23 protein-coding genes and 1 tRNA gene are annotated in these 25,071 nt (G+C 54.1%); 15 read left to right on the top strand and 9 right to left on the bottom strand.

Annotated features, from left to right (window positions below; genetic code table 11):
* Positions 1–61: 61 nt before the first annotated feature.
* Positions 62–1,747, bottom strand: a complete 1,686-nt coding sequence (locus tag A6F69_RS09615) for a putative bifunctional diguanylate cyclase/phosphodiesterase (protein WP_245638228.1) — start codon at positions 1,745–1,747, stop codon at positions 62–64.
* Between the two features lie 146 nt (positions 1,748–1,893).
* On the opposite strand from A6F69_RS09615, the gene A6F69_RS09610 reads away from it, so the two are divergent.
* Positions 1,894–2,319, top strand: a complete 426-nt coding sequence (locus A6F69_RS09610; protein WP_067600488.1) for an EVE domain-containing protein — start codon at positions 1,894–1,896, stop codon at positions 2,317–2,319.
* 9 nt (positions 2,320–2,328) lie between these two features.
* Here the strand turns inward: A6F69_RS09610 and A6F69_RS09605 are convergent, their stop codons facing one another.
* Positions 2,329–3,990 carry a thiamine pyrophosphate-binding protein gene (locus A6F69_RS09605; RefSeq protein WP_067600485.1) on the bottom strand — a complete coding sequence of 554 codons (1,662 nt, stop codon included), beginning with the start codon at positions 3,988–3,990 and terminating at the stop codon, positions 2,329–2,331.
* Positions 3,991–4,147: 157 nt separating this feature from the next.
* On the opposite strand from A6F69_RS09605, the gene A6F69_RS09600 reads away from it, so the two are divergent.
* Positions 4,148–4,321 (top strand): hypothetical protein, encoded by a 174-nt coding sequence (locus A6F69_RS09600; protein WP_245638227.1) that lies wholly within the window; start codon positions 4,148–4,150, stop codon positions 4,319–4,321.
* Positions 4,322–4,337: 16 nt separating this feature from the next.
* Here the strand turns inward: A6F69_RS09600 and A6F69_RS09595 are convergent, their stop codons facing one another.
* Positions 4,338–5,648, bottom strand: coding sequence for an MFS transporter (locus A6F69_RS09595; RefSeq protein WP_067600481.1), 1,311 nt, complete (start codon positions 5,646–5,648; stop codon positions 4,338–4,340).
* Positions 5,649–5,762: 114 nt separating this feature from the next.
* Here A6F69_RS09595 and pgsA point away from each other — a divergent pair, with 114 nt between their 5' ends.
* Positions 5,763–6,356 carry a CDP-diacylglycerol--glycerol-3-phosphate 3-phosphatidyltransferase gene (pgsA, locus tag A6F69_RS09590; RefSeq protein WP_067600478.1) on the top strand — a complete coding sequence of 198 codons (594 nt, stop codon included), beginning with the start codon at positions 5,763–5,765 and terminating at the stop codon, positions 6,354–6,356.
* A gap of 215 nt (positions 6,357–6,571) precedes the next feature.
* Positions 6,572–6,850, top strand: coding sequence for a hypothetical protein (locus tag A6F69_RS09585; protein ID WP_067600476.1), 279 nt, complete (start codon positions 6,572–6,574; stop codon positions 6,848–6,850).
* On the opposite strand, the gene A6F69_RS09580 is transcribed toward A6F69_RS09585, so the two are convergent.
* Together A6F69_RS09580 and rnd are read right to left on the bottom strand one after the other, a co-directional pair.
* On the bottom strand, positions 6,847–7,743 hold the full coding sequence (locus A6F69_RS09580) for a hydrogen peroxide-inducible genes activator (RefSeq protein ID WP_067600473.1): 897 nt from the start codon (positions 7,741–7,743) through the stop codon (positions 6,847–6,849). The two genes, A6F69_RS09585 and A6F69_RS09580, sit on opposite strands and share 4 nt — an antisense overlap.
* 9 nt (positions 7,744–7,752) lie before the next feature.
* Positions 7,753–8,955 carry a ribonuclease D gene (gene rnd, locus A6F69_RS09575; RefSeq protein ID WP_067600470.1) on the bottom strand — a complete coding sequence of 401 codons (1,203 nt, stop codon included), beginning with the start codon at positions 8,953–8,955 and terminating at the stop codon, positions 7,753–7,755.
* A 181-nt stretch (positions 8,956–9,136) separates the two neighbouring features.
* Here rnd and aspS point away from each other — a divergent pair, with 181 nt between their 5' ends.
* From aspS to A6F69_RS09540, 7 genes are all read left to right on the top strand, one after another.
* Positions 9,137–10,924, top strand: a complete 1,788-nt coding sequence (gene aspS / locus A6F69_RS09570; protein ID WP_067600467.1) for an aspartate--tRNA ligase — start codon at positions 9,137–9,139, stop codon at positions 10,922–10,924.
* A 79-nt stretch (positions 10,925–11,003) separates the two neighbouring features.
* Positions 11,004–11,996, top strand: a complete 993-nt coding sequence (locus tag A6F69_RS09565; RefSeq protein WP_067600464.1) for a hypothetical protein — start codon at positions 11,004–11,006, stop codon at positions 11,994–11,996.
* Positions 11,997–12,115: 119 nt separating this feature from the next.
* Positions 12,116–12,352: an acyl carrier protein gene (locus A6F69_RS09560; protein ID WP_067600461.1), complete on the top strand. Its 237-nt coding sequence runs from the start codon at positions 12,116–12,118 to the stop codon at positions 12,350–12,352.
* Positions 12,353–12,497: 145 nt separating this feature from the next.
* Positions 12,498–13,757, top strand: coding sequence for a beta-ketoacyl-ACP synthase II (gene fabF, locus A6F69_RS09555; protein WP_067600458.1), 1,260 nt, complete (start codon positions 12,498–12,500; stop codon positions 13,755–13,757).
* A 1-nt stretch (position 13,758) separates the two neighbouring features.
* A complete protein-coding gene (mltG, locus tag A6F69_RS09550; RefSeq protein WP_067600455.1) occupies positions 13,759–14,721 on the top strand; it encodes an endolytic transglycosylase MltG in 963 nt (320 codons plus the stop codon).
* Positions 14,722–14,730: 9 nt separating this feature from the next.
* On the top strand, positions 14,731–15,240 hold the full coding sequence (locus A6F69_RS09545) for a 2'-5' RNA ligase family protein (RefSeq protein WP_067600452.1): 510 nt from the start codon (positions 14,731–14,733) through the stop codon (positions 15,238–15,240).
* 77 nt (positions 15,241–15,317) lie between these two features.
* Positions 15,318–15,394, top strand: a tRNA-Met gene (locus A6F69_RS09540).
* A 245-nt stretch (positions 15,395–15,639) separates the two neighbouring features.
* Here the strand turns inward: A6F69_RS09540 and A6F69_RS09535 are convergent.
* Positions 15,640–16,188, bottom strand: a complete 549-nt coding sequence (locus A6F69_RS09535) for a hypothetical protein (protein WP_067600449.1) — start codon at positions 16,186–16,188, stop codon at positions 15,640–15,642.
* A 328-nt stretch (positions 16,189–16,516) separates the two neighbouring features.
* Here A6F69_RS09535 and A6F69_RS09530 point away from each other — a divergent pair, with 328 nt between their 5' ends.
* Together A6F69_RS09530 and A6F69_RS09525 are read left to right on the top strand one after the other, a co-directional pair.
* Positions 16,517–17,779, top strand: coding sequence for a CHASE2 domain-containing protein (locus A6F69_RS09530; RefSeq protein WP_169816564.1), 1,263 nt, complete (start codon positions 16,517–16,519; stop codon positions 17,777–17,779).
* A 314-nt stretch (positions 17,780–18,093) separates the two neighbouring features.
* Positions 18,094–18,729, top strand: a complete 636-nt coding sequence (locus A6F69_RS09525) for a hypothetical protein (protein ID WP_144573615.1) — start codon at positions 18,094–18,096, stop codon at positions 18,727–18,729.
* A 440-nt stretch (positions 18,730–19,169) separates the two neighbouring features.
* On the opposite strand, the gene A6F69_RS09515 is transcribed toward A6F69_RS09525, so the two are convergent.
* A complete protein-coding gene (locus A6F69_RS09515) occupies positions 19,170–20,882 on the bottom strand; it encodes a CHAT domain-containing protein (RefSeq protein WP_169816563.1) in 1,713 nt (570 codons plus the stop codon).
* Between the two features lie 236 nt (positions 20,883–21,118).
* Here A6F69_RS09515 and A6F69_RS09510 point away from each other — a divergent pair, with 236 nt between their 5' ends.
* Both A6F69_RS09510 and A6F69_RS09505 read left to right on the top strand, forming a co-directional pair.
* Complete coding sequence (locus A6F69_RS09510; RefSeq protein WP_067600434.1) at positions 21,119–22,399, top strand: tetratricopeptide repeat protein; 1,281 nt, start codon at positions 21,119–21,121, stop codon at positions 22,397–22,399.
* Positions 22,400–22,415: 16 nt separating this feature from the next.
* Complete coding sequence (locus A6F69_RS09505) at positions 22,416–22,811, top strand: hypothetical protein (RefSeq protein WP_067600431.1); 396 nt, start codon at positions 22,416–22,418, stop codon at positions 22,809–22,811.
* Between the two features lie 931 nt (positions 22,812–23,742).
* On the opposite strand, the gene A6F69_RS09495 is transcribed toward A6F69_RS09505, so the two are convergent.
* Positions 23,743–24,507, bottom strand: coding sequence for an RseA family anti-sigma factor (locus A6F69_RS09495; RefSeq protein ID WP_067600425.1), 765 nt, complete (start codon positions 24,505–24,507; stop codon positions 23,743–23,745).
* Positions 24,504–25,058 (bottom strand): RNA polymerase sigma factor, encoded by a 555-nt coding sequence (locus tag A6F69_RS09490; protein ID WP_067600423.1) that lies wholly within the window; start codon positions 25,056–25,058, stop codon positions 24,504–24,506. The genes A6F69_RS09495 and A6F69_RS09490 overlap by 4 nt, the downstream gene beginning before the upstream one ends.
* Positions 25,059–25,071: the final 13 nt, after the last annotated feature.

Raw genomic sequence — 25,071 nt, 5'->3', positions numbered from 1 at the left:
GCGCCTCGCGCTCTATGCGTGTAGCGTTCCCGCGTCCAGTTCTTAGGTGGCGCGATAGGGTTCAGGCTTGACGCTTGGTAGCCGGCAAGTCGGCGATTGAATCCGGATTGTCACCGGCAGGTGGGGAGCTCCTCGTATTCGTCGCAAGGCGTCCACATTCGCTTAGGCGCTCTAATACCTGGTTGGCGTCTTCTGGCCGGCCATAGTGATACCCTTGGCCCTTAAGATCACCCATATCGCGCAACTGTTGCAAAATCGCTGCATTTTCGATGCCTTCAGCCGTAATTGGCATCTGCAAGCCGTCGCCTAAAGATATGATCGCATTGATGATCTTGCTGCCCTCTTTGTTGCGTAGCTCTTTAACAAAGCTGCGATCGATCTTGATCCGGTCGAACGGCAGGGTGCGAAGCTGTGACAGGCTGGAATAACCTGTACCGAAATCATCCAAGCTCACCTTGACGCCTTGATTCCGCAGGCTCGCAATCATCGTTTTCACCAGCCCCAGATTCTCGTGCAGGCAAGTCTCTGTTACCTCGATCTCCAATCTGTTGGCTGGAAAATTGTGTTCCACCAGCAGCTTGAGCAACCGTTGCGAGAACCAAGGGTCACGCATCTGGATCGGAGAAATGTTTACTGACAGTGTAAGAGCTGGGTCCCATGACTGCGCATCTGCAAATGCCTGAATCATCAATTGTTCGGACATTTCGGCGATCACACCGATTTCCTCGGCGATCGGGATAAACACCTCAGGATTCACAACGCCTAGATCAGGTGACTTCCAACGCGCCAACATCTCGAAGCCCACTAACTCGCCGCTCGTGATGTCTACTTGTTGCTCATAAAACGGTACGAACTCACGGTTCTTGAGCCCGCAGCGGATCCCCTTTTCCAATTCATTACGGAAGCGCAGCTCGTTTTCCATAGTCGGTTCAAACCAGAAATAGCGGTTCTTGCCGTTCTTTTTCGCCTGATACATCGCGATATCTGCGTGATGCATCAGTGTTTCAGTGTCTTCGATCCCGGCAGATTTCCCCTTGAGATCATGGTCAGTTGCGATGCCAATAGACATCGTCGTGTCGATGCTTGATCCTTCAACTTCGATCTTTCCTGAAACCACTTCGAACAAGGATGCGACCATTTCATCGACCTTGTCCGGGCGGTCGGGCGAGTAGGGCATTGCAAAGGCGAATTCATCACCGCCCAAACGAGCTAAAGGAGCCGACTTTGGCAGGCACTCGCGAATGCGTTGAGCTAATATGGTCAGGACCTTGTCACCCATTCCATGACCGTTCATGTCGTTAACTTGCTTGAAATTGTCCAAGTCAATCATGACGAATGCAGTAGCTTGGCCGCGAGCTGTACTCATCTGCCGAAGTGTCTCAGTCGCGCCTTCCATGCTCCGACGGTTGAGGCAATCGGTCAACGGGTCGGTTGCCGCTAGCTTGCGCGCGGTTTCTTCTGCCTTCCTGCGCTCGGCGATTTCATTGGTCAGGTCACGATAGCGTCGCCAACCGAAGATAATGAGTGCGATATTGAGCAACATGGCGTTGACGAGCAGATTGTCTGGCGCCGAGCCGGTCCCTGAGACTGATGCAACCAAACGAGGCAGCACCGAGCTGCCCGTCGCAACAAATAGGATAATGGCAGCCGCAGCGATGCCCAACGCAACAATATCGCGCTCTGCCTTGCCCAGTTTTTGGTCTTGCTCTTGTTCGCCCACTATCTTGAACAACAGGCCAAGTGGCACTGTTCCTTTTCCGATTAGAACTTGCTGTGGGTATGCCTCCGACGCCTAAAAATCAGGTTAACCGTGAATTGCGAGGAACGCAGGGTGGAAACCACAGATCAGAGCAACTAGGTCCTGCGTGTTCAGAAAATACAGGAGATCCTTACATGGCGCGTTACTGGCTGATGAAGTCGGAACCCTTCAAATATAGCTGGGATGACCTTGTCGCTGAAGAAGAGGGTACATGGGACGGCGTTCGAAATCATCGCGCGAAAAACAATCTCGCGGCGATGAAGGTCGGTGAGGAATCTTTTTTCTACCATTCGCGCGAGGGACTGGAGATCGTTGGAGTGATGACAATCTCTGTCGACGGGATCATGGATCCTACTGATCCGGAGCAGAAATGGGCTGCGGTGAAAGTCAAACCCAAGTCAAAGCTCAATCAGCCGGTGACACTCAAGCAAATCAAGGCAGAGCCGAAGTTGGCCAATTGCGAACTCATCAGGCTTGGTCGACTGTCAGTTGCGGAACTGACCAAGGACGAATGGGATACCATTCTTGAGATGGGGGGCGGGCTGTCAGGATCAGTCTAGCGCTCAAGTTTATTTGCCGCGCAGCCCGCTGATTGTCGTCCCGCTGGCTGCAAGTTGTTCGACATCAATCTTGCAATGAATGAGCTTCACGCCTTTGCGTTCGCGCGCCTCTGACAAGGCTTGCTTGAACTCTTCGGTTGTCTCTGCACGCGCGGTCCATGCTCCGAATGCGGCACCAAATGCGGCGAAGTCCGGGTTGGCCAAATCAGTCCCAGACACGCGTTCAGGAAATTCGCGCTCCTGATGCATACGGATCGTGCCGTAGGCAGAGTTATCGATCACGATCACCGTCAGATCGCAGCCATGCTGGGCAGCTGTTGCCAATTCTTGGCCGTTCATCAGGAAATCACCGTCTCCTGCAATTGCGACGACAGCGCGATCAGGAAAACGACGAGCCGCCGCAACAGCGGCTGGTACGCCATAGCCCATCGCGCCAGCTGTCGGGGCCAACTGTGTCGGGAAGCCGTCGTAACGCCAGAAACGGTGCCACCAGCCTGAGAAATTGCCTGCGCCGTTGCAGATGATCGTGTCGGTGGGCCAGGTGTCGCGCATGAAAGCTACGCATTGGCCAAGATCGAGCGCGTAATCAGCGGGCTTTGGCGTCGCCCAAGCCTCCCATTCGGCGTGGGCTTCGCTTCCAGCATCGAATGACAGGATTGAGTTATCTTCCCACAGCGCTGCTGCCTCTGCGAACTCGTCCATCGCGCAGCAAATCGCCAGATCGGTGCGATACACCCGGTGCAATTCCTCGGGGTCAGGATGGACGTGCACGAGCAGTGGCTCTGCACGGTCCAGTTCAGGGAAGGTGTAACCGTCAGTGGTCGCTTCACCAAGGCGTGCTCCAACCGCAATGACCAGGTCAGCTTGCTTCACACGTTCGACCAGCTTGGGGTTGGGGCCATATCCCAAATTGCCTGCATACATGGGAGAGCTTGGCGAGATCGCATCCTGTCGGCGAAACGCTGTCGCGATGGGCAAGCCGATGCGTTCAGCGAATTGTTGGAAATAGTCGCGTGCCTTGGGGTTCCATCCGGCGCCACCAATTATGGCAATCGGGCTGGCAGCGTCTGCAATCATCGCCATAAGCGTTTGCATCGCATCCGGACACGCGGCCTGTGAAGGACGGATCACATAAGGGCGGGGCGTCGCCGACGTTGCATCGTTCAACATGTCTTCGGGCAAAGCCAACACGACAGGGCCTGGGCGACCTGAGATCGCAGTTGCATATGCGCGCGAGACAAACTCAGGAATCCGATCGGCGCTGTCGATCCGTGCGGCCCATTTGCAAATCGGACCGAAGAATGCAGGAAAGTCGACTTCCTGAAAGCCTTCGCGCTCTCGCATAGACCGGTCGACATCGCCGACGAACAAAATCATCGGCTGCGAATCCTGATGCGCGACATGGACACCAATGCTGGCGTTCGTTGCGCCAGGACCTCTGGTAACAAACGCAATGCCGGGCCTCCCGGTCATCGCGCCGTCTGCGCAGGCCATGAACGCTACGCCTCCTTCCTGGCGGCATGTCACCAGATCAATCTCGTCTCGCCCATGCAGCGCGTCGAGCACCTGCAGGAAGCTTTCGCCAGGGACTGTGAAAATGCGGTCTGCGCCTTGCTCAGCAAGGCAATCAACGAGCAGCTTGGCTGCATCAGGAGTGGTGCGTGATGTCATGAAAGCGCGCTTAGCCGCGGTCTTCGAAAGAGGCAATCTATCCACACCCCAGCATGAACAGAGATGCTTAATGTCCCGGCTTGCAACAACAGAGGATTCCTGCGGGACATGATGGTTAGCATTGAGTTAAGAAGCGCCCATGCGAAGAAACCTAGTCATGACCGATGAGCAAGCTCGCCATCCATTTCGGGCCATGCTGCCCGCTCATGTTCGCAGCCACGAGTATGAAGCCCCTGCAGAAGTGCTGTGGAAGCTGACACGTGATGATGTGCGTGGCTTTGCGACCGTTTATTTCGCGACATTTGCAGCTGTGCTGGTGTTTATTGCTTAGGCGGCTTTGAACCGCGCTAGGCCGCGGTGCCTTCTTGTTCAGCGCGGTAAAGACGCAGACCCAGCCAAGCAGAGAAAACGCACATCGCAGCACTTAGCAATAGCTGCTCGACAACAGGTACGCCGATAACGCTAAGCGCCATTGCGGCGAGCGATCCCATTACCATTGCGCCAGAGTTGACGATGTTGTTTGCCGCTATTGTACGTGCGGTCTCATCGGCTTTGCTACGGGTTGTGAGGAAAGCGTAAAGCGGCACCACAAACATGCCGCCTGCTACCGCGATCCCCAGCAAACTCAGCATAATTACCGTTGCTAGCGGCCATGCTAAGAATTCCGTGACCGTCATTAGTTCTGTCGGTTCATATGACTGCCACAAACGGCAAACAAAATAGAACGCGACAACGAACATTCCCATCACGATTACTGAAGCGGGTGCATACCGCGCCGAAACTCGGCCTTTGAGTAGAGCGTTGATGGAGACTGAACCAATCGCAATGCCGATAGAGAACACGACCAGAAACAGGCTCGCTACCTCTTTCGATGCCATCAATGTGTTCTTCGCGAGGGGTGGGAACTGGATGAACAGAACCGCTCCGATGGTCCAGAAGAAACTGATTGCAATGATGGCATAGAAGATTTGCTGGTCATGCATGGTCTTCTTGATGAGATGGATTGATGCACGGATTATGTGCCAGTCAAGTTTCTCGACCTGACCAACGGGCGGGGCGTCTGGGACCTGCCTGCTGGTCAGGTAGCCTATTACGGAGGTTACAATGATGCCGGCCGCCGCCCATTCAACGGGTATCCATCCCGCCAAGATCGTCCCAGCCAATATCGCGATATAGGTTCCGGCCTCGACCAATCCGGTGCCTGCCAGAACTTCATCCTTGTTCAGGTGCTGTGGCAGGATCGCGTATTTAATGGGCCCAAGGAATGTCGATTGCACACCAGTCAGAAACAGCGCCAATAGCAATAGAGGGATCGCCAGCGTATCGACAGCAATGCCGCGCCAGGAGAGATAAAGGCCGCTCGCCCCGATCATCATCAGGCCGATCTCGCACATTTTCACGGTTCTGATGATCCGTGCTTTATCGCGCATATCGGCTAGCTGTCCTGCCAGTGCTGAAAGGACAAAGAACGGCAGGATGAACAGCGCTGATGCGACCGCGCTGAAAATTCCCTCGGCGCTCTCGTCGTTATAGACGCTGTACACAACGAACAGCACCATCGCGGTTTTGTAGAGATTGTCGTTGAAGGCGTTGAGCAGTTGCGTGCAGAACAGCGGCATAAAACGCCGACGGCGCAACAAGTGGGTCGAAGTTGTCAAGTCATCAGCCCTGTTGCCGGTTCCATATGTGAACCCTAGGGACGGGCAAGGCGGTGAACAAGCCTGAAACAACGGCTTTTTCCCGAGCCTCTCTCGCGCTAGAGGGAAGACGCAATGCTGACTTTGCCCAATATACTAACGCTTTCGCGTATTTGCGCGGTGCCCTTGCTGGCCTTTCTGTTGTGGTGGCCTGGCTGGGAGTTGGGTTATCTGCTCGCATTCGGTCTCTACAGTTTGATGGGAATTACCGACTACTTCGATGGCTACCTCGCCCGATCAAGCGGTACAGTCTCAAAGCTGGGCGTTTTCCTTGATCCGATTGCGGACAAGATTATGGTTGCATCGGTGATTCTCGTACTGACCGCGAAGGGGATCTTGACTGGGCCCTATGTTGGCGATCTGCATGTTGTTGCTGGATTGATCATCCTTGTTCGCGAAATTACCGTTTCTGGTCTCCGCGAATTTCTGGGCGGTTTGCAAGTCTCGGTGCCTGTGACCAAACTTGCCAAGTGGAAGACGACATTTCAGATTATCGCGCTTGGCGCGCTGATCCTTGGGCAAGGACTCCCGCAATGGAACGTTATGATCGGTGATGTCTTTGCGAATGTTCCTCACACGGTCGGTCTGCTAACTCTTTGGGGTGCCGCGATCTTAACACTGATGACGGGCTGGGACTATCTCAGGGTTGGCCTCAGGCATATGGACTGAGTTAAATCGGGCGATCCAACAGCTCGCCCATATTTCCCAACAACTCAACGATCTGGGTCAAATACTCGCAAAGATGCTTGAAACCAATTGCGGCCTTCAAGCGTATTTAGGTTAACGAGCCTAAAGGTCGCAACATGAAAGCCAAAACTCCCATGACGCGCGTCTTGGGGTGCCCGTCAACTTTTTCTAAATTAGTTGAGGTTAGTTAGCACTGCATGAGTGCAACGCTTTCAACCTTGTTAGCAACTTTCTTGAAGGTCGGCTGGATAGCCTTGATCTTCAATGAAGTCCGCGGCGCGATCATGGCCGTACCGGTGCTATATGGAATGTACCATGCCGGCGGATCATGGATGGCGATCTGGATTGGTTTCTGTTCGCTCGTGGGGATCGCTTTGTCCGTAGGAGTGCCCCTTTTCGCAGCGAAGAAGGTGCAGAAGTTTGCGGACGAGAAGATCTTCAAGACCAAGGCTCAGCCGGTTCCGGCCAAGGCCTAACCTGCTCTCAATTCTTCTGCCAGTAATTCAAATTCTTCCGCGCGCGGGCTGTTCTTGCGCCAGATCAGCGCGATCTCGCGTTTCGCACTTTTGTTCTTCAGGGGACGCGCCACAACATCAGTGCCATTGAGGATACCAGCCTCCAGAGCCATTTCTGGCAGCATCGTCAGACCCAGATCGTTATTTACCATTTGCACCAACGTGTGGAGCGATGTGCCGATCATAGTCGCAGAGGCGCGTAACTCTGGCCGATTGCAGGCAGCCAATGCATGTTCCTTCAGGCAATGTCCGTCTTCCAGCAACAACAAACGCCCTTCATCAATCATGCTGGCAGAAACGGTTTCTGGCGGATCGCGTGGGTCATCCTTTGGAAACGCAACAAACAGCCTGTCATCGGCGATATGTGCCATTTCCACTTCGCCAGTGGTGAAGGGAAGAGCGAGCAGAACACAATCAACACGGCCATGGTGAAGCGATTCGACCGCATCCTGGCTTGTCTCTTCACGCAGCAACAGCTTGAGTTCTGGCCGTTCCTTTCGCAGTCGCGGAAGGATCTTTGGCAAAAGGAAGGGCGCGATTGTGGGGATCACGCTCATTCGGATAGTCCCCGTCAATGGCTTGCCGGAAGCCTGAACAAGGTCGGACAGTTCTTCGGCCTCGCGCAGCAAGCGGTGGGCCTTGGCAACCACTTGCTCTCCTAAGGCGGTGAAGCGAACGACACGACGACTGCGCTCGACTAGTGTGACTCCCAGCAAAGATTCCAGTTCGCGTAGACCTGCGGACAATGTCGATTGCGAGACAAAACAGCTCTCCGCAGCGCGCCCGAAATGGCCATGCTCATGCAACGCAACCAGATATTGCAATTGTTTAATGGTCGGGAGGTACGTGCTCACGTGCGAAGACTACTCTGCTGCAAGCGATTGTTCCATCGCTGCGTGCATATCGTCAATGTGGGTCATAGTGAGTTTGCCGCCTTTCACCGCGAAAGCGAGCTTGCCCTCGACTAGCTCGAGCGCATCTTTACCGAAAACATCATAGCGCCAGCCTTCCAAAATGGGCAGATCGCGAAGCCCTGCGGCCAATGCTTCCATTTCGTCGGCCTTCGTGAGCAGGCGTGCTGCTACGTCGATCTCTCTGGCACGAATTTTAAGCAGCAGTTTTAGCAAATCCGCAACAAGCGCGCCTTCTTTGCCCAATGGCGCGCCGCGCTTCATTTTCGCAGGCATTTCGCTCTTGTCGAGTGGATCGGCTTGCTCAACAACTTTCATAAGGCGCTTGCCAATGTCGTTTTCGCGCCATGCTGCTGAGAGACCGCGAACCTTTGCCAAATCAGCTTGCTTCTTGGGCGGATGGCTGGCGATATCGGCCAATGTTTCGTCTCGCATGATTCTGCCGCGGGGAATATTTTTGTGCTGCGCTTCGCCCTCGCGCCATGCGGCAAGTGCTTTCAGACGTCCCAATACCTGAGGGTTACGACCAGGCGAACGAATCCGGCGCCATGCCTGATCGGGATCTGTCAGGTAGTTGGAAACTTCCGCAAGTTTCTCCATCTCGGCGTTCAACCATGCTCCGCGGCCGGTTTTCACGAGCTTTTCGAGCATCCTTGGAAAGATTTTAGACAAATGTGTGACATCGCCGATTGCGTACTCGATCTGACGATCGGTCAGAGGGCGTCGGCTCCAGTCGGTGAAACGCGCGCCTTTATCGATGCTGATGTTGAGCCAGCTTTCGACCAGATTGGCATATCCGATTTGCTCGCTCTGGCTGATCGCCATCATTGCGATCTGTGTGTCGAAGATCGGGTGCGGTGTTTTGCCGGTCAGATTGACGATAATTTCAACATCCTGCCCGCCCGCATGGAAGACCTTCAGGACTTCCTCATTTTCGGTCAGCAGGTCGAGAAGAGGCTTGAGATCAATACCATCGGCCAATGGGTCTATCGCTGCAGCCTCCTTCTCATTCGCGATCTGCACCAGGCAAAGTTCAGGCCAATAGGTGTTTTCGCGCATGAACTCGGTATCGACCGTAACGAATTCAGATTTGGAAAGACGCTCGCAAAGCTCTGCCAGAGCGTTGGTAGTAGTAATCAGATCGTGTATTTTCATTCGTCTTTTCTTCGTGTGGAGCGGAGTACCGCTCTCGGGCGTAAAGCCCAGATGTTGAGGTGAGCCTTGACAAAGCCCCCCTCTTGCCCTGTTAGCGCGCGCTTGAAACCGCTAAGGGTCCTTCGCGCCTTTTCTTGCGCGCGCCTTTAGCGCCATACACCCGAACAGGACAAGATTTTAGATGCACGCCTATCGTACCCACAACTGCGCACAGCTTTCGGCAGAAAATGTCGGTGAAAGTGTACGTCTCTCAGGTTGGATTCACCGCAAACGCGATCACGGCGGTGTGCTCTTTGTCGACTTACGCGATCATTACGGAATGACTCAGATCGTGGCCGACGAAGATTCGCCTGCCCTTTCGGTGCTTGAAAAGCTGCGTCCCGAATCGGTCATCACTATCGATGGTGATGTGAAGGCACGCATGCCAGAGACCGTGAACAACGATCTGCCAACTGGCGAGATCGAAGTGTTCGCGCGTTCGATCACTGTACAAAGCGCAGCTGAAGAGCTGCCGATGCCGGTTGCGGGCGAGCAGGAGTACCCAGAGGACATTCGACTCAAGTACCGCTTCTTGGATCTTCGCCGCGAAACGCTGCACAAGAATTTGATGAAGCGCACGCAGATCGTGGCTGACTTGCGTCAGCGGATGAACGCGATCGGGTTCAATGAATTTTCCACCCCGATCCTGACAGCTTCATCGCCCGAAGGCGCTCGCGACTTCCTGGTGCCGAGCCGTATCCATGCGGGCAAATTCTACGCACTTCCGCAGGCACCCCAGATCTACAAACAGCTGCTGATGGTTTCGGGCTTTGATCGTTACTTTCAGATCGCGCCCTGCTTCCGCGATGAAGACCCGCGCGCTGACCGCCTGCCGGGCGAATTCTACCAGCTCGATCTGGAGATGAGCTTCGTCACGCAGGAAGAGGTGTGGGATACTATGGAGCCAGTCATCGCTGGCACATTCGAGAAATTCGCTGATGGCAAGCATGTGACGCCGTCAGGCGAGTTCCCGCGCATTCCCTATGCCGAAGCGATGCTGAAATACGGCACAGACAAGCCGGACTTGCGCAACCCGCTGATTATAAGCGACGTCACTAGCCATTTTGAAAAGTCTGGCTTTGGCTTGTTTGAGAAGATCGTGGGTGGCGGGGGCCGCGTCCGCGTGATCCCGGCACCAAACACGCATGAGAAGAGCCGCAAGTTCTTCGATGACATGAATGATTGGGCGCGCAAGGAAGGTTTTGCTGGCCTTGGTTACGTCACGCGAAAGGGTGGCGAGTTTGGCGGCCCGATCGCCAAGAACCACGGGCCTGAGCGCATGGCAGAGCTATATGCCGAGCTCGGGCTGGGCGATAACGACGGCTTGTTCTTCGCTGCTGGCAAGGAAGCTGACGCTGCCAAGCTAGCCGGCGCAGCGCGCATCCGTGTAGGCGAAACGCTCGACTTGATCGACACGAACCGTTTCGAGTTCGCTTGGATCATCGACTTCCCGTTCTACGAATATGACGAAGACGAGAAGAAGGTCGATTTCAGCCATAACCCGTTCTCCATGCCGCAGGGCGAGCTCGAGGCATTGGAAACGCAGGATCCGCTGACGATCAAAGCATATCAGTATGATTTGGTCTGCAACGGCTTTGAGCTCGCATCGGGCTCAATCCGGAACCACAAGCCAGAAACGATGGTCAAAGCGTTCGAAGTCGTCGGGCTTTCAAAAGCAGACGTCGAACGCGACTTTGGCGGTATGTACCGTGCATTCCAATATGGTGCGCCGCCGCATGGCGGGATGGCCGCCGGTGTTGACCGGATCGTGATGCTGCTCTGCGGCGCGCAGAACCTGCGCGAAATCACGCTGTTTCCGATGAACCAGAAGGCGGAAGACCGGCTGATGGGCGCACCAAGCCCAGCGGAACCAAAGTCGCTGCGCGAATTGCACTTGCGCGTGGTGGAGCCTCCCAAAGAGACCAAATAGGCGAGATGTGCCAGTTTGTTCATCTTCAGTTGAAGTTAAATGAATAAACATCTCCTCCGACCGACGAATCGGAGGAGCAATGTCTTTTCGCAAACTCGCAATCTCGCTGACGGCCGTATGCGCTGTGTCGGGTGGCGCCGCGCAGGCAGAGCGTCTTGCGGTTGAAGGTGTCTATGCAGCGCGCACAGATGCCGCACGCGGGGTGGCGGAGATATCCATCGAGCCGATCCGCGGGAGTGAGGGCTACGCGCTGGAGAATGCTCTCATAGCTCAGCTTGGCGAAGCGCGGATCCGTGGCGAAAGATTCTTCCGTGTCGCGCCCGCTTCATTCGATGTTGATGTATCTCACGCAGATGTCGCCACTTTGAGCGGGATTGCTGGCTCGCGCATCTACGACATTGCGGATGGCGAAATCGAACACACTCGTTGTGTGCGTAGAGTCAAAATGGAAGACGGCTCTAAGGAATGCGTCGAAAGCGTCGTCGACGTTTACGAATGCCGCCGTTTGCATGTTGAGTTCCGGCCCAAGGTAGAATTGGTCGGTAGCGCAGGTACACTTTATCGGCGTCAGGATAGCTTTTCCAACTCGCAGCGATATTGCGCGGACAGTTCGTTCGTTCCGTCTGCCGACGCGATGATCGAGCCCATGATTTCACGTTTTGCGCGGTCAGTGAGGCTCGATCTCGCACCAGAGCAGCGCTTTAACCGCTATCGTATCCTGGAAGGCCGTAGCGGGTTGGAGCGGTCCGATCGCAAAGCGTTCAAGCGCGCGATCAAGTTGACCAAAAGTGATCCGGTCGGCGCTTGCAAGGTGTTTGAGGATATTCTCACACGCAATCCGTACCAACGATCCGCACTCTATAATGCTGCACTATGCCGAGAGGCTGATGGGGCGCTCGAGTTCGCTGCTGAAGCATACGATCAGCTGATACTAGCCTCTGACAAAAGTCGCTTCCGCAATGGTATGGCACGGGTCAACAGCCGGTTGCTGGCACGCGAACAGATCGCTGCGCTCAGCCTGACTGCGATGGCGCTGGCTGGGGATACCCCTCAAAGCCCCTCCATTGAATAGCTATGCCTGTTTGACAGAACGACGCAGCGGCACCATCTAATGCGAACAGCCCTTGCGCTAATCAGCGCCGTTCATTAGGGCGAAAGCTAATTCTAAACCCCATAAGCAGAGGGATCATTATGAGCGATACTGCCGACCGCGTGCAGAAAATTGTTGTCGAGCACCTTGGCGTCGAAGGCGACAAGGTAACTCAGGAAGCCAGCTTCATTGACGATCTGGGCGCTGACAGCCTTGATATCGTTGAATTGGTTATGGCGTTCGAAGAAGAATTCGGCGTTGAAATTCCCGACGATGCTGCAGAAAAGATCACCACCGTTGGTGATGCAACCAAATTCATCGAAGACAACAAGGGCTAAGTCCTTATCGTCTTTGTCCCGCGTTGGCGTGGCTTTGGCTGCGAGTTAGCGGGTTATTGACAGGCTCGGCCCCCAAAGGGGGTTGAGCCTGTTGCTATCTGGTCTAGGCATTTGACCAGCACAGTGCTTGTTTACGGAGAATCCGATGCGTCGTGTCGTTGTTACCGGTCTTGGCCTTGTTACCCCATTGGGGGGCGATGTTGAGACAAGCTGGAGCAATCTGATCGCTGGCAAGAGCGGAGCCGGCCCCATCACCCGCTTCGACGCTTCTGATCAGAAGTGTCAGATCGCGTGCGAGGTAAAACCGGCTGATCACCCGGATGGTTTCGATCCTGACAAGCGGACGGACAGCAAACTGCGCCGTCAGGTCGATCCTTTTATTGTTTACGGCATCGACGCAGCAGGGCAGGCATTGGAAGATGCTGGCCTTGCCGAGATGGACGATGACCTGAAGCTGCGCACCGGCTGTTCAATTGGATCGGGAATTGGCGGTTTGCCAGGGATCGAGCTTGAATCGGTCAATCTACACGAGCGCGGGCCCGGCCGGGTTAGCCCGCACTTTGTCCATGGGCGCCTGATCAATCTGATCAGCGGGCAGGTTTCGATCAAGTACGGTCTGATGGGACCAAACCATGCTGTTGTCACGGCTTGCTCTACTGGCGCGCACTCGATTGGCGACGCGGCTCGTATGATCAAGGATGGCGATGCGGATGTTATGCTTGCGGGCGGATCTGAAAGCACAATCAACCCGCTGGGCGTCGCAGGTTTTGCGCAGGCCCGCGCGCTTAACATGAGCATGAATGACCGCCCGACCGAGGCTAGTCGACCTTATGACAAGGACCGCGATGGATTCGTGATGGGCGAAGGCGCAGGTGTGGTTGTGCTTGAGGAATATGAGCATGCGAAGGCACGCGGCGCTAAGATTTACGCTGAAGTGGTTGGCTATGGCCTATCAGGCGATGCTTATCACGTCACTGCACCTCATCCCGAAGGCAAGGGCGCGCAGCTGGCCATGGAAATGGCATTGCGCAAGGCTGGGCTTGGCCCCGGCGACATCGACTATGTTAACGCCCATGGCACCTCGACCATGGCAGACACGATTGAATTGGCCGCGGTGAAGCGAGTGTTGGGTGACGATTTGAGTGGCGCTTCGATGAGCTCGACCAAGTCTGCAATCGGTCACTTGTTAGGCGGTGCGGGCGCTGTTGAAGCGGTATTTTGCATCCTTGCTATGCGCGATCAGATTGTTCCTCCGACACTTAATCTGGCTACGCCAGATGAAGGGACGGAGGGCGTTGATCTCGTCCCCCACAAGGCGAAGAAACGCGAAGTCCGCGCTGTGCTCAACAACAGCTTTGGCTTCGGCGGCACCAACGCTTCGCTAGTGATGAAGCAGGTCGATTGAGGTGAGAAAGCTCGGCTGCCTCGTCGCGGCCATTCTCGCGGCGCTGTTGGCAGGTTCTCTCCTGCTCGGTGCGATGCTGGGCGAGGCAACAGTTGAAGAGGACACCGCGTTTGTCATACGGACCGGTTCGTCGCTAACTTCTGTCGCAAACCAGCTTGAAGAACGAGGCCTTATCAGTTCAGCTGATGGCTTACTATTGCATGCAAAGCTGTTTGGTTCGGGTGACCCGATCCAGGCTGGTGAATTCGCACTTACCGCGAACATGAGCCAGGCAGATATTCTACGCGCATTTCAGTCAGGTGATGTGATCCGACGCTTTATCACTATCCCGGAGGGCATGCCTTCGGTGCTGGTGCATGAGCGGTTGATGTCCGAAGAATTGCTGACCGGAGAGATTGATGTCCCTGCAGAGGGATCTGTACTGCCCGACACCTATGATTTTGAGCGCGGAGAAAATCGTCAGGCCGTGCTGGGCCGGATGCAATCAGCGATGACTGCCTATCTGACCGAAGCTTGGGCCCAGCGGGGTGATAACATCGCGGTTACAACGCCAGAAGAGGCGGTGATCCTCGCTTCAGTGGTTGAGAAAGAAACAGGCAAACCGTCCGAAAGGCGCATGGTCGCAGGTTTGTATTCCAACCGACTGAAGATTGGTATGCGGTTGCAGGCCGACCCTACGATTATCTACCCGATAACCAAGGGCAGACCTTTGGGGCGACGCATTCGGCGAAGCGAAATCGACGCGGTGAACGACTATAACACTTATTCGATGGCCGGACTCCCCAAGGGGCCGATCACAAATCCGGGGCGTGAGAGCATCGCTGCCGTGCTTAACCCGGCGAAGACCAGCGCACTGTTCATGGTCGCTGATGGATCAGGCGGTCACGCCTTTGCCGAAACCAATGCAGAACATGAAGCGAATGTTGCCAAGTGGCGCCGTTTTCGCTCTGAGAACGGCATATAGCCAGTTTCGATGCCGCAACCTTTCATCGTCACCGCCGCGCTGCCTCAGGATGTTCAGGCATGGGCGGAGGGTTTGCGGCGGGCGCACTATCCTGCGCACCGGAACAAGCTGCACGCGCATGTCACCATGTTCCACTCTTTCGCTCCATCGCTGTTCGAGGAATTGAAGGACTATCTGCCGCGCATTGCTGCTGATTTTGCGCCGCCTCGTGGCAGCGTCGCAGGTGTCATGGACTTGGGAAAGGGGACTGCGATCGCTCTGCAAAGCGAGGATTTTCTGGAAATTCGCGCTCTTATTGCGGAACATTTCCACGGTGCATTGACCGCGCAGGACCTCTATGAACCACGCCCGCACATTACCATCCAGAACAAGGTATCAAAGCAGGAAGCGCGCGCATTGCAGGCCGAATTAAGGGCGCAGATCGAGCCACGCGAGTTCCGCTTTCCGGCTCTGGAAATGTATATCTATCGCGATGGTCCATGGGAAGCGGTGAAGCGCTGCGCATTTCGCGGGCAATAGCGGTTGACCAAGCTGGCAACGCGCCCTAAATGCGCCGCCTGCCAAGCAGCTTTGCTGCTATCCGGCAGGCCTTTCGGGGCGGAGTAGCTCAGGTGGTTAGAGCAGTGGAATCATAATCCATGTGTCGGGGGTTCGAGTCCCTCCTCCGCTACCAAGATTACCAGCGAGTATCTTGACTAACTTGGTCCGCTTTCGGGCACACAACACTTTAAAGCGAATGGCAGCTTTTGGAGTGGAAAGCTGCCATCCGGTCTACACCAGCAAGTCGCTTTAAGGTTCTGGTGCAAATAATCATCGCAATGATGTATTCGCCCAATTTCTTAGCTCGCTCCAAAAGGAACTACAGAATTGGGTAATTCTATGACTTCTTGCGGAATCTCGTGGATTGCAGGATTAAGTTCATTTGGTGACGACAATGGACCCAACTGCGAATTTGAAAGTTGGAGGAAAGGGCAAAAATTTGGCACGCTCTGAACAAATCTGACTTTGCGCGACTAGGTCGCGCCAGGAATTTCCGTATTTTCGATGGCGAGAAGTCCATTCCTGAACGTGATCGCAGACTTCGATTCTGACCCTGGCTCCAAGGCATGCCACTGCTGTGTCGTAGCCCAAGGTTGAGAAATTCAAGTTGTAGAATGCATATTCGCTAGTACCGCCACGGCCGTTATGCCAACGGTAGAGCGACCAATCCAATCTACCATTAAGCCAATGATATTCGCTGCCTTGATGCTCGCCGTTTAGCCTGTAGTAGGCGCTCCCTTTTTCTGTGCCATTCCGCCAAAAATACAGACTTCCAGGGCCGCTGCCAGTGAACCAATAGAACAGGCTGCCACGTTCTTTTGATGTATTGAAACGATGATAGAACGTCGCAGGATCCTGGGCGATTGCCGAAGGTTGAACAATGCCAGTCAAGGCAATCAGAATAGCGCCAGTAATTATCTTTCTCATGCTCACGGGGTGTCGTCAGTATGCTGAACAGGCGATAAATTGAGTTACCAAGGCCAAAGTTGGCCGCGACCCATGCGGGTGGCGCCTGATGACCATTGGGAATGCATAACTGTTCCGGCCAGCTTATAGCAACCTAAGTGCCCTCACACGAGCTTCCGCCACCGAACCGCTTGAATTGGGTCGTTAGCACTGAATTGAAAACCAGATTAGAGCTGTTCTTAGTTTCGCCTATGTGTAGATTTGCAGAATGAAGTGTCGGGATTGGGTAAATAAAGGTGCCATCGCCAGCCTGAGCGCTGTCATTTTGAGTCTACTTGTCGCGCTAGCAATGAGCGGAGTGTCGGCCGTCGGCTTCGCTCCGATCAAAGCAATGGAGAAGTCCAGCGGTGATTTTACCTATCGCGTCGCTGTGTCATTCTTCGGAACGGGCGGTTGGAGTGATTCCGGAGAACACCGCCATATCGATCCGATCGTTTTCCTGGACATCGACGAAGCCGGTTGCGAAATGCTCGCAGCCGATCCTTGGGACTGCCGAACGAATGGCGTTGTTCACCATGAAGTCTTGCTGTTCATCGCAGGCGGGCTCGCTGAATCTGGAGCGAAGGCAATCGTCTTTGATACGCGCTTGCCCGATGACCATTGGGACGTCGAGCCGGATCAGCAGACCGAGTTGTTCTCTGCTTGGCAGAAGATTCCGTCTGTACTGATCGCCGCGATGCCCGGCGCGCCCGGACGCGATAATGTCTTCTTTGCGAGAGACGACGCGCTTACTGGCGCCCCGTTTATGACTTTTGCGCCGGCAGTTTTGTTCGACAACAGCGGCTATTCTGACGGTATCGTAAGAAACCTCGATCGAAGCGTTCTAACTCAGTTTTCCTCGGACGGAAGTCTTGAGACAAGAGCAACGATCGCGTTTGCACTACTGGACAAGCTTGGCCAAACTTACGAGCGCAATGAAGAAGAACCGATCTTCTTTTCGCTTGCATCTACGATCGATAATTCCGCCGCCTATGGAAGCGGCTGGGAGCGACGGGCACTTTCGCGCCTTGTCATTAAAGAACAGGGCCGCCCAAAGGCTCTCCAATCTGGAGGGTTGGATGGACAGATCGTATTGGTCGGCTCAAGTGCGGCAGCAGCAGGTGACGTTCACCTGACCCCGCTCGGGACAATGGCCGGGCCTGAAATCTTGGCCAATATCATCAGAGATGTACAAATGTTTCCGGACCGCCCTGATATCGGCTGGCTTGACAAGCTCACATGGAAGCTGGTCTCGCTGATCCCGGCCGTGCTCATCCTCGTCATGACAGAATTTTCGAGCGCATATTTGGGTTACAGATCGAAAGCGAAGGGCTGGCTCGGAATCAAGTACTTTGGTCTGCAGGCAGTCCTTTGGACCATGGCAGTTAGCTTGACGATTGTTACAACATCTTACCTTTCTCTTTATGGGCTCCTTGCAAACGGCAGCTATGAGTTGCGCGGGGATTTAATGCTGCCGATCATTGCCCTATTCTTCGAAGAGTTCGTCAGAATATCTTCGCGTTTCATAGTCTGGTTCGAGACACGGCTTGCCGCACTAGTGGGAGGGATTTAATCTCTTTGAAAACAAGGGAACAAATTCAGATGCCCATCAGGCAGCCCAATAGCGAACGTTTTGGTCGTGCGTTTAGGGTTTTTGCGGCGCTTTTCCTCTTGGCTAGCGGAGACGAAGTGATGGCAAACGAATGTGCCGTAAGCGAAGCGGTTGGGAGGATCGAGGTACTTGAACGAAGTCGAGAAACTGACGTGCAAGTAGAAAGATCAACGGGCAAGACGGGAAACGCTCTCCCTTATCAGTATCTTTGCATAGGTGATACCATACGAAGCAGCGGTTCCGGCGCTGTAGTGGGGGTGCGCTGGGACGGCGATATGACTACACAATACATCACTACGCCTGAGTTCACTGTGCAGGCCGAACGCACAAATTCACTCGGTTCGATCGCAAAAGATTGGCTGGCGCGATTTGGGTTTTTGAGCGCCGGATCACGGGTCAAAACTGCGACTGCGACAGCGGCGCGCACGCTGTTGGAAGACGATAACCGGGATGGAAAACCTGCGGACGGGCTCAGGGTCGATATTGAGAGACGCCAGTTCGTAGCGAGTGATCGCGATGCGATTGCAATGATCTGGTCAGGAGAAGCTCACAGTATCAGAATTTCGATCCCGGGCGACGAGCCGGATCAAAATTTCAGTGTTCAAGACCAATCCTTCGTCGTGATTCCTTTTCCCGAACACTCAGAGAGCATGTTTGTTGAGCTAACTGGCGCAAAAGGTTCGGCTGAGACGATTGAGATTAAGCGTTCTGATAGTTTGCCATATCCCCCTAACCCTGAAAGTGCAGAGCTGCGCCAAGATGATCTTGCGTTGGCGATATGGCTTTCGCTGGAGGCCGGTCCGAGTTGGCGGCTAGAAGGCCTCTCCCGATTGTATGAGATGTCAGGCTCAAACTTGGCCGCTGACCATGTTTGGGCCGAGTTTGTCTCCGGCCGTCAAACAAATGACTAGAGCCTTGAGATCTGAGCCAAAGCAGCAGAGCAACCGTGTCTAGCAAATCGCCTCAAACTCGCCCTCTAAGAGCAGCTTTGACGGGGCACTAGTAGTCCATCCAGATGCTTGTCCCGGCAATTGCTATGCGAATCACCAGCGAGGTTCACTGGGGGCTCAAAGATTTCGGCGCCATGATTTCGATCCTTTTCGTTGCTGGATTCGCATTGGAGGTATCAATCCGACGTTCGAAAACGGACATTCACAGGGGATTGGCAGTTGGCTTCATCATATTTGTTTTTCTCGCCAGCTGGGCCGAGCTTGCGGTAGGCATCTTCTAATCATCAGACTGATTGAAGGGTTTCGCCTTTTGCCGGGGCCAAGTGGCAGGACTATCTTAGCTAGGATTTTTGGTGCAGGTCAGGCGTTATTCGCCTAAATGCAATGTGGAATCCATTCGGTCAGTTCTGCCCCACCAAGACAAAAGGTGCCCAATAGTATGGATCGGCGGTCTCAGGATTATTCATTATTGGAAGAAGCGCTTCTCGGAAGGCATTTGCACGGCCCTTGTGGGGCATACTTGAGAAATTAGCGATCGTAGCTGTCGTAATCTTTGGCGCGATATCGTCCAATACTGGCCAGTGAGAAACCAATAATGACCTGGCTCCTGCGTAGAAGAAGGCTCGCGCCAAGCCAGAAAGACTATCTGCGCCGCTCTTGCTGGGGGAAGCGGTGTTGCATGCTGAAAGAATCAGGAAATCTGCATCTAGCTCGAGGTCAGCCGCAATCTCGGATGCAGATAGGAAGCCGTCATCCATCGCGCTGGCGGTGTCGGGTGGCGTGAGAATTAGCCCGGGTTCGTCAAGGTTTTCGATTCCGTCTGTGGCGACTAGGCCGTGTGTAGCAAACACGATTATTCTGTAGTCCGATAGTGGCGAATGATCACTCCGAACCCATGACTCACTGGCCTTCTGCGCCATAATTAAGTCGCGTTGCGGATCTGCTCCCAACAATTCTGAAATTTGCAGAAGCTCACTTCGGGTTCCAGGCAAGTATGTCATCGTGTACCGCAGCTCATCTGGGGATAGGACTGTTATTCGGCCTTCTCTCTTGGTTTGCGAAAAGCCGATTTCTTGCGCCTGGTCTGAAAGCGCAGATTGTTTTCCAATCCTAATGTCATCCAGGTCGCCAATACGGCCACAAATTTCAGGCGGCGGCTCCGGAGCGTTTGGGATGCCCCAGCCCGTGCAGGCATTCCCAATTCCGAGGAAGGTCTTTTCCGCTTGCGTTTCTCTGCGTCCTGCCAGAGCGCGCAGAGATGTCGGTGCAGGAACAACGGTTATAGCCAATGAGCGCTGAAGCCACGCCGTTTTTCGCATCGCATTCGGGTCATAGTCGTATCCTTCCGGCGCGCGTGTAACCAATGCTCCCAGCGGAAATGCGGAGAGCGGTCCCGAAACAACTGCGTAAACATGGTCGAGCTCTTCCAGCTTTGTCGTTAGGTCCCCAAATAGCTCTGAGTAAAGTTGAAAGGCTTTGGCCCGGTCAAAGGCCCTTCCTCTAAAGCCTGCAACATCGGTTGAGCCGCCTGTAGCACTTAAGCTCGTCGCACGATCCAAGGCGGCACCCAGGCCCTTAAATCCCGGACTGCTGATCGAAATCCCATCTACACCCATAGATAGACGTAGATCGTCGACGAATGTACCGAGATCGGCGCGAGATAGCTCGGAGCGATACCAGTCCAGCGTTGAATGAGTAACTAGGAATATGAAGGTCCCGGTCTCTCCAGGTATTGCCATGATGAGGCCTTCACCCGGCTCAAGTAAAGCCTGCGTTTCTAAAGCCGTGAGTGGTTCTGGCGCGACGAGATTGGCGTATTCGGGAAACTGGCCCTTTAGCGCTAACTCGATTGCAGACAGCTCGCCTTTAAGCTGTTCGACGATTGGAGTCGTTTCGGCAAGCTGTCTTTCGCGAACAGAACCATCAGGCAGAGCCAGAGCTGCAAAGTACCGATTTTCTGCGTCAGCAAGGGCCCTTTGGGTTTCCTCTAGTCTACGCGCTAGCACGGCCAACTCGCCAGACCCGCGAGCGAACCTAGCATTCACCGCATCTAGTGCTTGCGCTGCCGAGGATTGTACGGCCCATTGCGCGGACCAGTAGGCTTCCTCACGCATGCACTCCTCAGAGGGTAGGGCAAGATCAGCAGGTCCAGCGCAAACTATCAACGGTCCAACCGAGGGTAACTCCAATTCGTTTTGAGCGCTTGCTTGGAAGAGGCCAAGACTACCGATCCATGCCGCAACCCCGAAGACCAACATTCTTAGTCTCATTTGATTTTCATCCTCCCCCGGACCTTGCTGATATTTATGTGTCAATCTACTAACGATGACTTGGCTCGAGGAAAAACTGATTGCGTATAAAAATTTTCATTCTCGCCATAGCAGTACTGATCGCTGCTTCGTCCACTGCCCATTCTCAGACTCTCAGCATTGAGGAATTTGAACAAGAGTATGGGTCTCTAGACGGGTGGGAAGGAGGCAATATTGCGCGACACGCTGCCGAAAATGGTGAATGGTTGGTCGAGCAATTGAAAGCAGAAGGTGCGGAAGAAGATATAATCCGAACTGAGCAATGTAGGATCGCCCGAAACTTGAGTCTCGCCGGCCTTGTGGAGGAAGCGCGGGAAGCGATTGAAGCTGCCTTGATTGGTCTAGAGCAGCTAGCGATGCATACAAAAGTTAGTTGCAAGATCGATCAGACAGTTGTGCTTCGCCAATCTGCGCGCAGCAAGGAAGCACTATCTGTAGCTACTTTAGCTCTCTCAGATGCGCAAAAACTGCCACAGGCCGAGCAATTGCTTGTGGCAAAGGCTACAACCGAGCTTGCGCTTACGTTGTTGGCTGAACGTCAATATTCAGAGGCGTCGGCGCTTCACCAAAGGGCATTGGAGCTCGCCTCCGAAGCGGGAAGGGAGGGCCTTCCAATTGCTCTGAGGAATCAGATTTCTTTGGTTGATATCGGGTTGCAGAAAGGCGAGCTGAAATCACTATTGCCTGTTCTTCATGAACTACTTGAGATCACTGTCAATGAGTATGGCGAAACGTCGCTTTGGACAGCTGAACTGCTGGAGCGGCTTGGAGGCATAGAGGTAGCTCTAAAGCATCTCGAGCTCGGAGGGCGCATGCTTGAACTTGCAAGCGATATTAGATCGCCTGATCCTGTAGGCGTTCAGCCAGAAGAGTATCGTGCTTGGCAAATCAGTGAGATTGTGCGTCAACAGTTGGAGATGGCTTCGGGAAGTAAGGTTATGGGGACTGGCTACGGCCCTGCTGCCGTATCTCCAGTTATGGCTTTTCGCTCGTGGCGAGGGATTGCTCATTCCGATCGAATCGAAGTGCTGGCTAGGCATGTTTCGTCGGAGTTAGCAGTAAGCCGACATCCCAACGGTAGTTCAGAAGGAAGCGGTTTCTTTGGTGGGGAGGGTGCGTTCGAAGCTCACCACATCAGTCGTGAGGCACTTACCGGTTTAATAGAGCGTATGAGAACGCTTGGGGTAGATAGCTCGCTTCCTGACCGGTTCAATCCGCTGGGTCGGCTTTCTCCTCGGGACGTGGTCTTTGCCCATTTAGATGCGTTGTGGTTCGACACTTATGAACGAACCACTCAAGGGACTGAGTTCAATGCCAATTGAAGTAATTGTATTAGCAATGGCGTCTGCTTCTCCTGAGGCTATCGCCGCGAGATCGTCTTGCGCGATTGTCTATGCTGATAACATCATCGATCGCATCGCTTGTGAAGTATACTCAAATCCCGACGCCTATGGCCCGGATCAATGCGTCTATGAACGAGAGGTCGAAGTCGAACTGGCAAGTAGTGCGACAATGGCGCTGTCTGCCAAAACCAAATGCCGAGAAACTCATATTTACGCATCGATCTTTGCAACCGGTGGGCGGTCTTGCACCGCTACGTCTTCCTATGAAGGGCTGGACGAAAGCGGAATCGCTGAATGGGAAGGTGAGCTGACCGGGACCCCAGAAAAGATATTCGTATTAGAGGGGTATTGGAGCCAAGATTTTGAAATAACACTTTCCTGTGACTTGTAAGGACCAGTCTTTTGCGCGCTTTGCGGACATCTGGTGTGGCGAGTGTCGTTCCCGAAAGTGAGCGGTACGATCGCTTAAACGGGTCTGTCGCGGGTCGAATTTCCAGAATCATTACTATGAAAGCACCGTCACTAGGAAACTTTCTCTAAGCGGCGCTTGCGCAACTTGGGGGCCGCCTGGGTTGGCACGGATTCAGCTAATTTTGACACAATTAAGTAACTGGAATATAATAAGTTTCTTTAGACCTGCCCCTTCTTTCGTAATGATGGGGTCACGTGTTCGAGTCACGTAAGCGGCACCGCCTTCTTAGAGATATATAACCTAGGATAGCTCGCAGCTTGCTGACGAAAGGCCGTTTGGCTGGACCGCAGTTTGGGTCCTGCTTGGGTCGCTTTGGGTAGAGAGCGGCGGCTTTTGGTTGCGAGCGTGCGACCCCATCATGACTGATGATGGGGTGGAAAGCGGACGTCGTGGCCCAATGCTCGAAACCCTAGAGGTGCTCTCTCTATCAGTTGAGTAGTAGACATCCGGCGTTGGCTATCGCAACGGACTTGATGACCCGAGGATCATCTAATTCCCGAACAGCGACAATCACCTGTGAGGGGCGTGTCGTACCATCGCTTCTTCCGGCTCGAAGGACGCGATTGATCGATTTTATTTCTCGCGTCTCCAATTGATCAGCGAGTTCGCGAGATACACATTTTGCCTCGCTGCTGCCCATTCCGTAGGCGCGCAGATTTTTCCTGAGTTCGCCACTGGGCGAAGCGCAGCCCATCAAGACGAGAACAGGAACAATTGCGACTGCTGTAAGTGTATTCTTCAATTCAATTTCCTCTTCGATCTGCAGACAGCGCAAGAGCTAGATATCAGCCTGTGTCTTGAACTAGGAACATGCTCGTTCGTTGTGATGGATGCAGCAAAGACGCATCGGCTATTCATTGCGCCATCCGTTGGCCATCTTTCTTGACTCAACCTCCCGCCCAAAAGCATCGCCATCCATAACTCCGCTGATGTAGCTGCTCACCAACTGCGAGTCCGCTGAAGAGGCCGTCTGGAAACCGTTTCCATCGAGTTCACTCGCTGACCTCATCGCGAAGTCCACACGCCAACTAGCTTGTTCCCTGCAGGCCACCGCACGGATTGCATCCTTTGGACCGATAGCCTCAAACTCACGGCATGGCTCACCGCTCACACTTGCAAAGCTAAGGACAGGTTGGATCGATCCACCTGCATCGCCAAAAGTAGTCGATTGACCGCTTGGAATGGTTTCGAGCGCCTCAAAAAGTGGGTCGCCGGGTAAGCTGCGAGAGGCAAGTTGGAGAGCGTCATCATCAGCATTTGCCCGGGGCGCGCCAGGGTAAAATGAGCCTGCAGTCCATCCAACTATAAGCGCAATTGACGCTGCCAGAGCAGTTGGAAAAAGATTCACGCCAAGCCAATCAGTGCGGCGATAATCGCCGAAATTTGCGACAGACGCCTCGTCTTCGGAGAGCATTGCCGAGATTCTATCGGGAATTTGACGGCTCTCAAGGTTGGAGGTAGCAGCTCGCATTGTAGCATCCGCCTGTTCGAACCTGTGCAGACGTGCCCGGAGATCCGGATCACTGCTGAGCGCTACATGAACTTCATCGTTTTGCGACGAACCCAATTCGCCATCGAGATAGGCGGAAAGCATTTCATCCGTAATTGTTTTCATCTTCCACCTCGATTTATCGGGACCACGTTTGCGCTTTCGCCATGATCACTATTGTCGCCAGCCGATGAATAGATCTCGGAAAGCTGACGCCTTGCGCGCGCAAGGCGGCTCATGACAGTTCCAACCGGGATGCCGATCAGTTTGGCTGCTTCCTTATATTTGAAGCCTTCCACCGCAACGAGCATAAGTACCTCGCGAAATTCTGGCGCGAGTGCAGCTATGGCCGCTTCCGCCTGGGACAGCTCGAGGCGGCCCTCAACTACTGCCTCATCGTGAAAAGCGGTCGAATCCAGCAAGTCGTCTATATCTTCAGTTGCTCTAACCTTGCGAGAACGCATCTCATCGATCCACTTATTGCGACACACTCGAAATGCCCATTTGCGAATATCGGCATCGCTCGGTGCGCCACGCACCAACAGCCTTTCAACCGTGTCTTGCAACAAATCGTCCGCGTCGTGCGGATTGCCCGAAAGCGAGTAACAGTATCTCCTGAGAGGTGTCAGCACCTTCAATAGCTCTGCACGAAGCTCTCTGGAGTCATTACCCTTCATAATTGAACGACGT

This window comes from Altererythrobacter ishigakiensis (genome assembly GCF_001663155.1).
GTDB lineage: Bacteria > Pseudomonadota > Alphaproteobacteria > Sphingomonadales > Sphingomonadaceae > Erythrobacter > Erythrobacter ishigakiensis.
This window is presented reverse-complemented; position numbering and strand designations above follow the sequence as displayed.